At 60.3% G+C, this 11,773-nt stretch carries 15 protein-coding genes; 10 read left to right on the top strand and 5 right to left on the bottom strand.

The window, feature by feature from the left end; translation table 11 throughout:
• Nucleotides 1-10: 10 nt before the first annotated feature.
• Nucleotides 11-517, top strand: a complete 507-nt coding sequence (locus AB8A23_RS18155; protein WP_309945458.1) for a cytochrome P460 family protein — start codon at nucleotides 11-13, stop codon at nucleotides 515-517.
• 9 nt (nucleotides 518-526) lie between these two features.
• On the opposite strand, the gene AB8A23_RS18160 is transcribed toward AB8A23_RS18155, so the two are convergent.
• Nucleotides 527-1,189: an HD domain-containing protein gene (locus tag AB8A23_RS18160; RefSeq protein WP_439058661.1), complete on the bottom strand. Its 663-nt coding sequence runs from the start codon at nucleotides 1,187-1,189 to the stop codon at nucleotides 527-529.
• Nucleotides 1,190-1,313: 124 nt separating this feature from the next.
• Between AB8A23_RS18160 and AB8A23_RS18165 the strand changes: the two genes are divergently transcribed.
• Nucleotides 1,314-2,228 (top strand): hypothetical protein, encoded by a 915-nt coding sequence (locus AB8A23_RS18165; protein ID WP_439058660.1) that lies wholly within the window; start codon nucleotides 1,314-1,316, stop codon nucleotides 2,226-2,228.
• A 54-nt stretch (nucleotides 2,229-2,282) separates the two neighbouring features.
• Here the strand turns inward: AB8A23_RS18165 and AB8A23_RS18170 are convergent, their stop codons facing one another.
• From AB8A23_RS18170 to AB8A23_RS18180, 3 genes are all read right to left on the bottom strand, one after another.
• On the bottom strand, nucleotides 2,283-2,831 hold the full coding sequence (locus AB8A23_RS18170) for a disulfide bond formation protein B (RefSeq protein ID WP_093761526.1): 549 nt from the start codon (nucleotides 2,829-2,831) through the stop codon (nucleotides 2,283-2,285).
• A gap of 7 nt (nucleotides 2,832-2,838) precedes the next feature.
• Nucleotides 2,839-2,997, bottom strand: a complete 159-nt coding sequence (locus tag AB8A23_RS18175) for a DUF5993 family protein (protein ID WP_170849827.1) — start codon at nucleotides 2,995-2,997, stop codon at nucleotides 2,839-2,841.
• Nucleotides 2,998-3,069: 72 nt separating this feature from the next.
• Nucleotides 3,070-3,543, bottom strand: coding sequence for a MarR family winged helix-turn-helix transcriptional regulator (locus tag AB8A23_RS18180; RefSeq protein WP_439058659.1), 474 nt, complete (start codon nucleotides 3,541-3,543; stop codon nucleotides 3,070-3,072).
• Between the two features lie 180 nt (nucleotides 3,544-3,723).
• Between AB8A23_RS18180 and AB8A23_RS18185 the strand changes: the two genes are divergently transcribed.
• Both AB8A23_RS18185 and AB8A23_RS18190 read left to right on the top strand, forming a co-directional pair.
• Nucleotides 3,724-4,299, top strand: a complete 576-nt coding sequence (locus AB8A23_RS18185) for a DUF308 domain-containing protein (protein WP_439058658.1) — start codon at nucleotides 3,724-3,726, stop codon at nucleotides 4,297-4,299.
• Between the two features lie 143 nt (nucleotides 4,300-4,442).
• Nucleotides 4,443-4,790, top strand: a complete 348-nt coding sequence (locus AB8A23_RS18190) for an ArsC family reductase (protein ID WP_093761528.1) — start codon at nucleotides 4,443-4,445, stop codon at nucleotides 4,788-4,790.
• Between the two features lie 3 nt (nucleotides 4,791-4,793).
• On the opposite strand, the gene AB8A23_RS18195 is transcribed toward AB8A23_RS18190, so the two are convergent.
• Nucleotides 4,794-5,396, bottom strand: coding sequence for a hypothetical protein (locus tag AB8A23_RS18195; protein WP_093761530.1), 603 nt, complete (start codon nucleotides 5,394-5,396; stop codon nucleotides 4,794-4,796).
• 404 nt (nucleotides 5,397-5,800) lie between these two features.
• On the opposite strand from AB8A23_RS18195, the gene AB8A23_RS18200 reads away from it, so the two are divergent.
• From AB8A23_RS18200 to AB8A23_RS18225, 6 genes are all read left to right on the top strand, one after another.
• Nucleotides 5,801-6,550 carry an ABC transporter ATP-binding protein gene (locus AB8A23_RS18200; protein ID WP_439058657.1) on the top strand — a complete coding sequence of 250 codons (750 nt, stop codon included), beginning with the start codon at nucleotides 5,801-5,803 and terminating at the stop codon, nucleotides 6,548-6,550.
• Nucleotides 6,550-7,296, top strand: coding sequence for an ABC transporter ATP-binding protein (locus tag AB8A23_RS18205; RefSeq protein WP_149532345.1), 747 nt, complete (start codon nucleotides 6,550-6,552; stop codon nucleotides 7,294-7,296). The genes AB8A23_RS18200 and AB8A23_RS18205 overlap by 1 nt, the downstream gene beginning before the upstream one ends.
• Nucleotides 7,297-7,365: 69 nt before the next feature.
• The gene (locus AB8A23_RS18210; protein ID WP_439058656.1) at nucleotides 7,366-8,589 is read left to right on the top strand and encodes an ABC transporter substrate-binding protein; all 1,224 of its coding nucleotides are present in this window, start codon (nucleotides 7,366-7,368) and stop codon (nucleotides 8,587-8,589) included.
• A gap of 37 nt (nucleotides 8,590-8,626) precedes the next feature.
• Nucleotides 8,627-9,847, top strand: a complete 1,221-nt coding sequence (locus tag AB8A23_RS18215; RefSeq protein WP_120292249.1) for an ABC transporter substrate-binding protein — start codon at nucleotides 8,627-8,629, stop codon at nucleotides 9,845-9,847.
• Nucleotides 9,848-9,913: 66 nt separating this feature from the next.
• Nucleotides 9,914-10,789 (top strand): branched-chain amino acid ABC transporter permease, encoded by an 876-nt coding sequence (locus AB8A23_RS18220; RefSeq protein WP_089263899.1) that lies wholly within the window; start codon nucleotides 9,914-9,916, stop codon nucleotides 10,787-10,789.
• 1 nt (nucleotide 10,790) lies between these two features.
• Nucleotides 10,791-11,759 carry a branched-chain amino acid ABC transporter permease gene (locus AB8A23_RS18225; protein WP_093758258.1) on the top strand — a complete coding sequence of 323 codons (969 nt, stop codon included), beginning with the start codon at nucleotides 10,791-10,793 and terminating at the stop codon, nucleotides 11,757-11,759.
• Nucleotides 11,760-11,773 lie beyond the last annotated feature (14 nt).

Consider the following 11,773-nt stretch of genomic DNA (forward strand, 5'->3'; position numbering starts at 1 on the left):
GAGAGCCGCGATGCGATGGATTCTTGCAGCGAGCCTCGCCGCAGGCGTGGTGTCATCCGCGGTAGCGGCAGCCTTTGCCGCCAATGCCGCCAATCCGGAGAACGCGTCGCCGATCTACGGCGTCACGATTCCCGACGGCTACCGTAAATGGGAGCTGATCGCGCCGGCGCAGGAGGCCGAGCCTCTGAATGAGCTGCGCGCGGTGGTCGGCAACGACATCGCGGTCAAGGCCTATCGGGATGGCAAGCTGCCGTTCCCCGATGGCACGGTGCTGGTGAAACTCGCCTGGAAGCACACCCAATCGCCTGAATTCGAATCCGCCTCGATCCCCGGTGCCGCCACAACGGTTCAGGTGATGGTGAAGGATTCGAAGAAGTATGCCGCGTCAGGCGGCTGGGGCTTCGGCCGCTTCATTAACGGCAAGCCGGTGGATCAGGCACAGCACGAAACCTGCTTTGCGTGTCACGAAGCACGCGTGAAGGAGCGGGATTACGTGTTCACGAAGTGGGCGCCGTAAGCGCCCACGTCACGAGACGCCGACCTCGGCCAGAAACGCCGTCAGGAAAGCCTCGGTCCGCGCGTGGCGTTCCTGCGCCATGCGTCGGCCGGTGGCGGTGTTGAAGCCGTCCGCGAGCGTCAGCAGTTTCGCCGGCAGATGGTCGATCGCAAAATTGCGGTCATCAAAGGCGCGATGCCGCGCAGCGGGATCTTCGGGATCGTACAGGAAGGATTGCATCCGCCCGGCGGTGTAAAAACAGCGCGCGATGCCCACGGCACCGATGGCATCCAACCGGTCGGCATCCTGCAGGATCTTCGCCTCGACCGTCTCTGGCGCGATCTTTGCCGAGAAACTGTGGGCCGCGATGGCATGGGCGATACGGTCCAGGCGATCGCTCGCCCAGCCCAGCGGCGCCAGCAAGGTGACCGCATGTTCGGCGGCGAGGCGCGAGGCATTGGCGCGGAGCGGTGAGCTCTTCTCGACGGCGACGCAGTCGTGCAGCAGCGTCGCTGCCGCCAGGATCTCGGAATCGCCGCCTTCGGCTTGCTGGATGATGCGGACGTTGGACCAGACGCGCGCCAGATGCGCGACGTCATGCGATCCGTCATCGGTCTCGATGTGATGCAGAAGTGAAGAGGCCAGCGTTTCGAACGGAGCGAAGGCTGTGGCAATAGCGGTGATCTCAGTCATGGTATCGTTGTTAGATTGGCCGCCGAGCGTTGCCAAGCGTGTTCTGATGTCATTAGATTCGGATTGAGAGCAGGTAGAACTCAGGCGGCAAGGCTGAGTCGCCGAAACAGCATCATGAGGAATTGTGGCTAATAATCCCGTCAACAGCCTCAGCGCCTTGCTTGAGCAGAGCAGCGATAATGTGGCTCTGATCATCGGAAACGGCATCCACCGATACGTAGAATCGAAACGTGTAAATTCCTGGGATCAGCTGCTCGTTGAGATTGCTCAAGAGTGCTCGCCCGGGCTTGTCGAGGTACCACCTGGTACGACGCTTACAGAATTTTATGATGTGCTGGAGCTCTTGTCCGAGAGTAAGATCGGTGCTCTGCAGGAGCAATTTTGTGCGCTCCTGGACGGTTGGGATGTACTCCCACATCACCGGACGATCATGAACTGGGCAGTACGACACTGCACTCCAGTGCTCACGACGAACTTCGATCAAGTGTTGAGCAATGCCGTCAATGCACAGTTCTGGCGTCCGCAAAATCCGAAATTTACGAGCTACTACCCGTGGGAGTGTCACTTTAGCCAAACAGCTATTACTGATCCGTGCGCTTCTTTCGGCGTTTGGCACATTAACGGAATGGTAAAATACAAGCGAAGCATTCGCTTGGGACTTAGCCACTATATGGGGTCGGTTCAGCGAGCCCGGACTTGGCTTCATCGCAGCGGCGCCGCCCCTCTCTTTGGAGCAAAGGATCGTCGCATTTGGGCAGGTGCGAATACCTGGATTCATGTTGTATTCAATAAGCCCTTGCTCATCTTTGGCTTGGCTCTTGAAGAAAACGAAGTCTTTCTCCGCTGGCTTCTGATTGAGCGTGCCAAGTACTTCAAGAAATTTCGCGAGCGCTTTCATCCAGCTTGGTATGTTTACAAAAACGACATGTCTGACGACAGGCAGGCCGGAAAGCTCTTTTTCTTGGAGTCGATGGGAGTCAACTGTATCGCGGTTCAGACGTTCGGAGAGATCTACGACAATGCAGGTTGGTTGTCCTGACGTGCCAGCTCAACGCATTTGTAATGTCGCTCGCACCCGCGGGGAACGACGCCGCTATCGCTTCAACAGCTCATACACCTTCGGATCGTCCGCGCAGGCCTTGAAGCCGCATTCGAGCAAGGTCGAGGCGACGTTCGCAGCCGTCAGGCCGATCACGAGCCAGACGGCAACATGCGCGATCACGCTGGGCGCGGAGTAAGCAGCGGGATCCTTCTCGAATTGCCGGTCGAACAGCAGCACTAGCGACAACAGAACGATGGCTGCGATGAAGCCGATCAGTGCCCAAGTGTAATAGTGATAGCCGAACAGCGCGGTGCCGAAGCCGGGATCGCCGGGCATGATGTGCAGCAACACCTGCCGGGTCGAGACGGTGGCGCCGACGACGGCTGCAAGCAGTGACAGCGCGTAATGGCTGGCGCGCGGGCCGAAGCGAATGTTGAGGATCGGGCCGATGGCCAGCAGCGCAAACATGATCCGCTGCAGCAGGCATAGCGGGCAGGGCAGTTCGCCCAAAATGAACTGCGCAGCAAAGGCGGCCGCCAGCAGCGCGGCGAGGGCGTAGAGTGCGAGGACGTTGAGGGCGATAGCGCGATGTGAGGTCATGATGGCCTCAGAACGACAGTTTCAGCGCGTCGGTGGCGTGGTGCAGGAAGGTCGCCACGCAGGCGATCAGCACCACGGCGAACAGCGACAGCGAGAGCGTGCGGCTGCGATACCATGCGACGAGCATGGTGATGGCGATTGCCAGGAAAAGTGCGGTGAACTCCATGGTCGCTCCGGCGCTGAATGTGTCCGGTATCTTACGACAGATTCGCTGGCGCCCTGTCGCGTGTCATCTGCGTCAGTCGGCACTCTCCGCCACGGTCGCACCTGTCTTGCCGGTGTAGTTGGTCACGGCATCCCGAAAGGCATGGACCTCGCTGTTCAGGGCGATCAGCCGTTCCGGCGTCATGCCGGCCGCGGCGAACAACGTCTCGCCGAGGCAGCGTGCCTTCTCGCGCAGCGCCGTGCCTTTGGCCGTGAGGCTGACGACGACCTGCCGCTCATCTTCCGGATTTCGCCTGCGCGCGACGAAGCCGGCCTGCTCGAGCCGCTTCACCAGCGGCGTGACCGTGCTCGATTCCAGCGCCAGCCGGTCGGCGATGCCGCCGACGCTCTGTGCGCCGCCCTCCCACAATGTGCTCAGCACGAGATATTGCGGGTAGGTGATCTCGAGCGCGTCGAGCAGCGGCTTGTAGGCGCGGCCGATGGCCATGCTGGCGCTGTAGAGCGAAAAACAGAGCTGGTGATCCAGCGGAATGTCGGCGGGCACCACGGCAACTCTCCTCACGTCGATATCACAATAACGTATATCGCGATAAATAAATATGGACAAGGCGGCCTGCTCAAGCCAATAAACATATCGCGATATTAGTTATCGCAATATGTAATTTGACCAAGGTTCTTCCGCCAGCCCGGTGGAGAGCGCCCGGTCCAAGCTTCGATGGAGACCAGCATGACCGTCCCACAGGCAACCGCCAGCCTGCCGGCCGTAGCGAGCGGAGACCTCGCACGTTATTACCTCGTCCGCGGCATCGTCGCGGCGGCCTGGGTGGCAGCCGCCTTCACCGTTGGCGTCTCGTCGCCCGGGGCCGCCGCCATCCTGCTGGTCAGCTATCCCGCCTGGGATGCACTTGCGAACTGGTTCGATGCCCAGGGCAGCGGCGGCTTGCTGGCCAATCCCTCGCAGGCGCTGAATGTGGGGGTGAGCCTCATTGCCGCACTGGCCGTGGCCATCGCCTTGCGCACGGGGATGAATGCCGTACTCGCGGTGTTCGGCGTCTGGGCGGCATTGGCGGGCCTCGCGCAACTCGTGACCGGCGTTCGACGCTGGCGCGCATTCGGTGCGCAGTGGGCGATGATCCTGAGCGGCGCGCAGTCAACCGCGGCCGGCCTGTTCTTTGTCAAGCAGGCGGGCGGCGCCACAGTGCCGACGATCGTGGATATCGCGCCCTATGCCGGTTTCGGCGCCTTCTATTTCCTGGTGTCGGCGCTGTGGTTGATCTTCGCGAACCGCAGGCGTCCGGCCTGAGATCTGAGGACAAACCGATGATGCCGACCCCAGCATCATCGGCCGCCTCTGTGGATGATCGCGGATTTGCTGTCAGCCGCTGCTGCCTGATCTGCTAGTCAGGTCAGAACGACGATCACTCTTGGCAGGCACGGCGAGATCTCATGGCCATCACCATCTACGGCATCAAGAATTGCGACACGATGAAGAAGGCACGCGCCTGGCTCGATAGCCACGATGTCGCCTACAGCTTCCATGACTACAAGGCCGAGGGGATCGACAAGGCGCGGCTGCAGCGCTGGGCCAAGGAGGTCGGCTGGGAGACGCTGCTCAATCGCGCCGGCACCACGTTTCGCAAGCTCGATGACGCTGCCAAGGAAGGTCTGAACGAGAGCAAGGCAATCGCGCTGATGCTCGAGCAGCCCTCGATGATCAAGCGGCCTGTGCTCGATCTTGGCGGCAAGCTTGTGGTTGGCTTCAAGCCGGAGATTTACGCAAAAGACGTAAAATAGCGATCAGTCGATCTCGACGACGTCGCCGGCTGCGAGCCGGTGCGGCGCACGATAGGACAGGCTGCGATCGATCACCGCGCTGAGTTTCGGCACCGGCACGGTGTGATGGCCGCGCATCAGATTTTTGATTTCGAATCCACCGTCCTCGCTGATCGTCTTGAGCGACGCGATGATATGGGTGACGCCATCGCCTGATGAGAACGGCATCAGCATCCGCTCATAGGCGACAAGACGTCCGTTGACATCGTCGATCATCGAGACGGTGTAAGTCGGCAACTCGCGTGCGATACATTCATGATAGGCCGGCAGCACGACAGGACCGAGGATCGGGCCGAGATAGTCGTCGAGATAGCGGCCCTTGCCGGTGGTACCATAGGCGCTCGCCATGCGGGTGCCGTTACTGTCGATGATGAGCCGCGGCGGTGCGGTGCTGTGATCAACAATGTAGTCGACGAGATCGGGACGTTCGTCGTCCATCCGATCCGGGCGATAGTTTGTGATATCGGGCAGGGCCTGTTGCGGCGCATAGAGGCGTAGCCAGCAGTTCAGCAGATCGCGCTGCCGAATGGACTTCACCACGGACGCGTCGGCGCTCTGGAAGTCCACGGCAATGATCCCCCTGATATCGATCGAGGGTAGTATGAGTACAGCGAGCAAATAATCAATGAACGCGGGAAGTCGCCTCGCAATACAATTAACGAGCGATTTTCAAAGCTCCTTGCGGCGCAAACAGGTGACGCGTTCTGCGCGGTAGACCGGTCGCAGGCGGACTCTGCTTTCCGCATGCGCAGGGGGCTAACTGCCTACGACTAAGGGCGAAGTCGGTGCGACAGGCAGTCCACCCAATTCTGCCGCATTGCACCTTGCGTTCGCCGTCGCGTTGACGGCATATTCGCGCCACTCGATGTGGCCGCGCGGGGATGACTTTCAGTTTTCCCTGAAATGTGGTTGCGCAAAAAGTTGGCCACTGGCGGAGACACACGCCGGGAAGGTCGATGGGGGAAATTTGCTTGACCGATGAGTTCATTCTCGAAACCAACGGATTGACCAAGGAATTTGCGGGCTTTTTCGCAGTCCGCGATGTCAGTCTCAAAGTTCGCCGCGGTACCATTCACGCATTGATCGGCCCTAACGGGGCCGGCAAGACGACGTGTTTCAATCTGCTGACCAAGTTCATGCAGCCGTCCGCCGGCCAGATTTTCTACAAGGGCAAGGATATCACCGCGACGGCGCCCGCCGACGTGGCGCGCCTTGGCCTGGTACGTTCGTTTCAGATCTCCGCGGTGTTTCCGCATCTGACGGCTCTGGAGAATGTCCGTGTTGCACTGCAGCGCCAGCATGGATCGTCGTTCGACTTCTGGCGCTCCAAGAGCGTGCTGGATCAGTACAATCAACGCGCCGCTGAACTGCTCGACGATGTCGGCCTCAGCGAATTTGCCAATACGCCCGCCGTGGAAATGCCCTATGGCCGCAAGCGGGCATTAGAGATTGCCACTACGCTGGCGCTCGACCCCGAGATGATGCTGCTCGACGAGCCGATGGCCGGCATGGGCCACGAGGACATCGACAAGATCGCAGCGCTGATCAAGCGCATCTCGGCGAAGTATACCATCCTGATGGTCGAACATAACCTCAGCGTCGTGTCCAATCTGTCGGACATCATTACCGTTCTGACTCGCGGAAAGGTTCTTGCGGAAGGCAGCTACGCCGACCTCACCAAGGACGAGCGTGTCAAGGAAGCCTATCTGGGAGCCGGCTAATGGCTGACGTTAAAATGGCCGAACCGGCAAAGACCGCGGCAACCGGCAATCCAATTCTCAGCATCGAGAATCTCGAAGCTTGGTATGGCGAGTCGCACATTCTTCACGGCATCAATTTCAACGTGAAGCCGGGCGAGGTCGTCACGCTGCTCGGTCGCAACGGCGCCGGCAAGACCACGACGCTGAAGTCCATCATGGGCATCATCGGCAAGCGCACCGGCTCGATAAAGTTCGAAGGCAACGAGATCATCAAGACCTCGTCGGACAAGATCGCGAAGCAGGGCATCGCATTCTGTCCGGAAGAACGCGGCATCTTTTCCAGCCTCGACGTGAAAGAGAATCTGATGCTGCCGCCGACGATCCGGCCGGGCGGGTTGTCTCTGGATCAGATCTTCGAGCTGTTTCCAAATCTGAAAGAGCGTCTCAACAGCCAAGGGACAAAACTCTCCGGCGGTGAGCAGCAGATGCTGGCGATCGGGCGCATTCTGCGCACCGGCGCGCGCTTCCTGATGCTGGACGAGCCAACCGAGGGGCTGGCGCCCGTCATCATCCAGCAGATCGGTCACACCATTGCGCGGCTGAAGTCGGAAGGCTTCACCATCCTGCTGGTCGAGCAGAACTTCCGTTTCGCTGCCACGGTAGCGGATCGCTACTACATCGTCGAGCACGGCAAGATCATCGATGGCTTCGCCAATTCCGAGCTCTCGGCGAATATGGACAAGCTGCATACGTATCTCGGCGTCTAATATCGAATAACGGACCGAGCCAACGGTCCGACGATAGACACAACCATCAATACGGGTAGGGAGCACAGAATGAAAAAAGTCGTTTCGACGTCGCTGCTGGGTTTTACGCTGATGATGAGCGCAAGCTCGCTTGCGTTTGCCCAGGACAAGACCGCCAAGATCGGCGTGCTGAACGACCAGTCCGGCCTCTATGCCGACGTAACCGGTGTCGGTTCGACGCTGGCCGCGCAGATGGCCGTCGAGGATTCGGGCCTTGCCGCCAAAGGGTGGAAGATCGAGGTCGTGGTCGGCGACCACCAGAACAAGCCGGATATCGGCGTCAACATTGTGCGCCAGTGGTTCGACCGCGACAAGGTCGACGTGATCGTTGACGTGCCGACGTCCTCTGTCGGTCTCGCCGTCAACAACGTCGTCAAGGAAAAGAACGGCGTCTATCTGAACTCCGGCTCCGGCACATCCGATCTCTCCAATGCACAGTGCTCGCCCAACACCATTCACTGGGCCTATGACACCTATCAGCTTGCCAACGGCACCGGCTCGGCGATGGTCAAGAGCGGCGGCGATACCTGGTTCTTCCTGACCGCGGACTATGCTTTCGGCTCGGCGCTTGAGCGCGACACCACCAACGCCGTGACCGCCATGGGCGGCAAGGTGCTGGGCAGCGTCCGGCCGCCGCTGAACACCGCCGACTTCTCGTCGTTCCTGCTGCAGGCACAGACATCCAAGGCCAAGGTCATTGGCCTCGCCAATGCCGGCGGCGACACCATCAACTCGATCAAGCAGGCTTCCGAATTCGGCATCATCAAGGGGGGCCAGAAACTCGCCGGCCTGCTGATGTTCATTTCGGACGTCCATGCCCTGGGTCTGCCGGTTGCGCAGGGACTGAGCTTCACCGAGACCTTCTACTGGGACCTCAATGACGGCACGCGGTCGTTCTCCAAGCGCTTCCAGGAGCGCATGAAGAACAAGGCCATGCCGACCACCGTGCAGGCCGGCGTGTATTCATCGCTGATCCATTACTTCAAGACGCTGGATGCGATGGGTGGCAACTCCCATGACGGGTTGAAGATCGTCGACAAGATGAAGGCGACCCCGACCGACGACATCATCTTCGGCAAGGGCACGATCCAGCCGAACGGTCGCAAGCTGCACCCGGCCTATCTGTTCGAGGTGAAGAAGCCCGAGGAGTCAAAGGGGCCCTGGGATTACTACAAGCTGGTGGCGACGATCCCTGCCGATCAGGCCTTCACGCCGCTCGACAAGAGTGCTTGTCCGCTTTTGAAGAAGACCTAATTTAGAAGCCCGTCGTCCAAATCATTGAGAGGAAGCCATGAAAAACAAGATTTCAACCGCACTTCTTGGCACGGCGCTTTCGCTGGCCATGGCGGGCATCGCCATGGCCCAGGACAAGACCGTCAAGATCGGCGCACTCAGCGATCAGTCCGGTCTCTATGCCGATCTCGGCGGCCCGGGTTCGACCCTGGCTGCGCAGATGGCGGCGGAGGACTCCGGTCTGATGGCCAAGGGCTGGAAGATCGACATCATCTCCGGCGATCACCAGAACAAGCCGGACATCGGCTCCAACATCGCGCGGCAGTGGTTCGACGTCGACAAGGTCGACACCATCGTCGACGTACCGAATTCCGGCGTGGCACTGGCGGTGAACAACATCGTCAAGGAGAAGAACGGCGTCTACATCAATTCGGGCGCCGCGACGTCGGATCTCACCAATGCGCAGTGTTCGCCGAACACCGTGCACTGGACCTACGACACCTACATGCTCGCCCATTCGACCGGGCAGGCGATGGTCAAAGCCGGCGGTGACAGCTGGTTCTTCCTCACCGCCGACTACGCCTTCGGTGCCGCGCTGGAGCGCGATACCTCGGAAGTCGTCAAATCCTCGGGCGGCAAGGTGGTCGGCGGCGTCAAGCATCCGCTCAACACCGCGGACTTCTCCTCCTTCCTGCTGCAGGCGCAGTCGTCGAAGGCCAAGGTCATCGGCCTGGCCAATGCCGGCGGCGACACCACCAACTCGATCAAGCAGGCGGCTGAATTCGGCATCGCCAAGGGCGGTCAGAAGCTCGCGGCGTTGCTGCTGTTCATCACCGACGTCAAGGCGATCGGTCTTGAAACCGCACAGGGCCTCAGCTTCACCGAGACTTTCTACTGGGACCTGAACGACAAGACCCGCGACTTCTCCAAGAAGTTCGCAGCGCGCATGAAGAACGGCGCTCCGCCGTCGATGGTGCAGGCGGGCGTGTATGCCGGCTTGATCCACTACTTCAAGGCGCTGGAAGCGCTCGGCAGCAATCCACATGATGGCGCGAAGATCGTTGCCAAGATGAAGGAATTGCCGACCGATGATCCGCTGTTCGGGCAGGGCAAGATCGAAGCCAATGGCCGCAAGATTCACCCGGGCTATCTGTTCGAAGTGAAGAAGCCGTCGGAATCGAAGGCGCCGTGGGATTTCTACAAGCTTGCCGGTACAGTGCCAGCCGATCAGGCCTTTACACCGATCGAGAAGAGCACCTGTGCGCTGCTGAAGAAATAAGATCGTTGGCCCGGCGGCGCCGCGCTGCCGGGCCAAGACTTTCCTGCGATAAGAGTTGAGAACAACATGTCGATCAATCTACAGGCCCTGTCTGCGCAATTGCTGGTCGGACTCATCAACGGCTCGTTCTATGCGCTGTTAAGTCTCGGCCTCGCCGTGATCTTCGGCATGCTGAACATCATTAATTTCGCCCATGGCGCCGTCTATATGATGGGCGCGTTTGCGGCATACTTCCTGCTCAATCTGGCTGGCATCGGCTACTGGCCGGCGCTGATCCTGGCGCCGCTGGCGGTCGGCCTGTTCGGCATGGTGATGGAACGCACCATGCTGAAATGGATCGCCAATCTCGACCATCTCTATGGCCTGTTGCTGACATTCGGTCTGGCGCTGATCATCCAGGGCGTGTTCCAGAATTATTTCGGCTCGTCGGGTCTGCCTTACGCGATCCCGGATGCGCTCAAGGGCGGCATGAATCTCGGCTTCATGTTCCTGCCAATCTATCGCGGCTGGGTCGTTATCTTCTCGCTGGTGGTCTGTATCGCGACCTGGTTCCTGATCGAGCGTACGCGGCTCGGCGCCTATCTGCGCGCCGCGACGGAAAACCCCACGCTGGTCCGCGCCTTCGGCATCAACGTGCCGCTGATGATCACGCTGACCTACGGGCTCGGCGTCGGTCTGGCGGCACTCGCGGGCGTGCTGTCGGCGCCGATCAACCAGGTTCGCCCGCTGATGGGTGCGGACCTGATCATCGTCGTGTTCGCGGTCGTCGTGATCGGCGGCATGGGCTCGATCATGGGCTCCATCATCACCGGTTTCGCCCTCGGCATCATCGAGGGTCTGACCAAGTATTTTTACCCCGAGGCCTCCAACACTGTCGTCTTCGTGCTGATGGTGCTGGTGCTCCTTGTGAAACCTTCCGGACTGACGGGACGGGCTGCCTGATATGACAACGATCACTGAAAACGCCATTCCGTCACCCCGCCGCACCGTCAAAGACGAGATGGTCGCCTTTGCGATCATGACCGCGCTGTTGCTGGTCGTGCCGCTCACTGGCGTCTATCCGTTCTTCGTGATGCAGGCGCTCTGCTTCGCGCTACTCGCCTGTGCCTTCAACCTTTTGATCGGCTATGGCGGTCTGCTGTCCTTCGGCCACGCGATGTTCCTGGGCACCGCCGGCTACTGCACGGCGCATGCGCTGAAAGTGTGGGGCCTGACGCCCGAACTCGGCATCGTCGTCGGTGTCGTCGCGGCCGCTGCGCTCAGCGTCGTCACCGGCCTGATCGCCATTCGTCGTCAGGGCATCTACTTCGCCATGATCACGCTGGCGCTGTCGCAGCTCCTGTACTTCGTTTATCTGCAGACGCCGTTCACCCACGGTGAAGACGGTATCCAGGGCATTCCGCAGGGCACGCTGTTCGGCCTGTTCAATCTCTCGAAGCCGATCACGCTGTATTACGTGATCCTCGCCGGCTTCACGCTGGGCTTCCTGATCATCTACCGCGCCATCAACTCGCCGTTCGGCGAGGTGCTCAAGGCGATCCGTGAGAACGAGCCGCGTGCGGTGTCGCTCGGCTACAAGACCGACCAGTACAAGCTCTTGGCCTATATCCTGTCCGGCACGCTGGCCGGTTTCGCCGGCGCGCTGAAGGTGTTTGTGGCGCAGAACGCTTCGCTCACCGACGTGCACTGGAGCATGTCCGGTGAAATCGTGCTGATCACCCTGGTCGGCGGCCTCGGTACGCTGTTCGGTCCCGTGGTCGGCGCCTTCGTGATCATCGCCATGCAGCAATACCTCGCCGGCTTCGGCCAGTGGGTAACGGTGATCCAGGGCGTGATCTTTGTGGTCTGCGTGCTGACCTTCCGCCGCGGCGTCATCGGCGAAATCGCGCATTACTTCAAGCGGTCGCTCTAAATCCAGGCACTGCC

The organism is Tardiphaga sp. 619_E2_N8_4 (assembly GCF_051810905.1).
GTDB classification, from domain to species: Bacteria; Pseudomonadota; Alphaproteobacteria; order Rhizobiales; family Xanthobacteraceae; genus Tardiphaga; species Tardiphaga robiniae.

Bases quoted from the DNA above. Each gene is read 5' to 3' on its own strand.
- AB8A23_RS18190 (WP_093761528.1), top strand. From the start codon at position 4,443: ATGGCCATCACCATCTACGGCATCAAGAATTGCGACACGATGAAGAAG.
- AB8A23_RS18210 (WP_439058656.1), top strand. From the start codon at position 7,366: ATGAAAAAAGTCGTTTCGACGTCGCTGCTGGGTTTTACGCTGATGATG.
- AB8A23_RS18205 (WP_149532345.1), top strand. From the start codon at position 6,550: ATGGCTGACGTTAAAATGGCCGAACCGGCAAAGACCGCGGCAACCGGC.
- AB8A23_RS18160 (WP_439058661.1), bottom strand. From the start codon at position 1,189: ATGACTGAGATCACCGCTATTGCCACAGCCTTCGCTCCGTTCGAAACG.
- AB8A23_RS18175 (WP_170849827.1), bottom strand. From the start codon at position 2,997: ATGGAGTTCACCGCACTTTTCCTGGCAATCGCCATCACCATGCTCGTC.
- AB8A23_RS18220 (WP_089263899.1), top strand. From the start codon at position 9,914: ATGTCGATCAATCTACAGGCCCTGTCTGCGCAATTGCTGGTCGGACTC.
- AB8A23_RS18155 (WP_309945458.1), top strand. From the start codon at position 11: ATGCGATGGATTCTTGCAGCGAGCCTCGCCGCAGGCGTGGTGTCATCC.
- AB8A23_RS18215 (WP_120292249.1), top strand. From the start codon at position 8,627: ATGAAAAACAAGATTTCAACCGCACTTCTTGGCACGGCGCTTTCGCTG.
- AB8A23_RS18225 (WP_093758258.1), top strand. From the start codon at position 10,791: ATGACAACGATCACTGAAAACGCCATTCCGTCACCCCGCCGCACCGTC.
- AB8A23_RS18185 (WP_439058658.1), top strand. From the start codon at position 3,724: ATGACCGTCCCACAGGCAACCGCCAGCCTGCCGGCCGTAGCGAGCGGA.
- AB8A23_RS18170 (WP_093761526.1), bottom strand. From the start codon at position 2,831: ATGACCTCACATCGCGCTATCGCCCTCAACGTCCTCGCACTCTACGCC.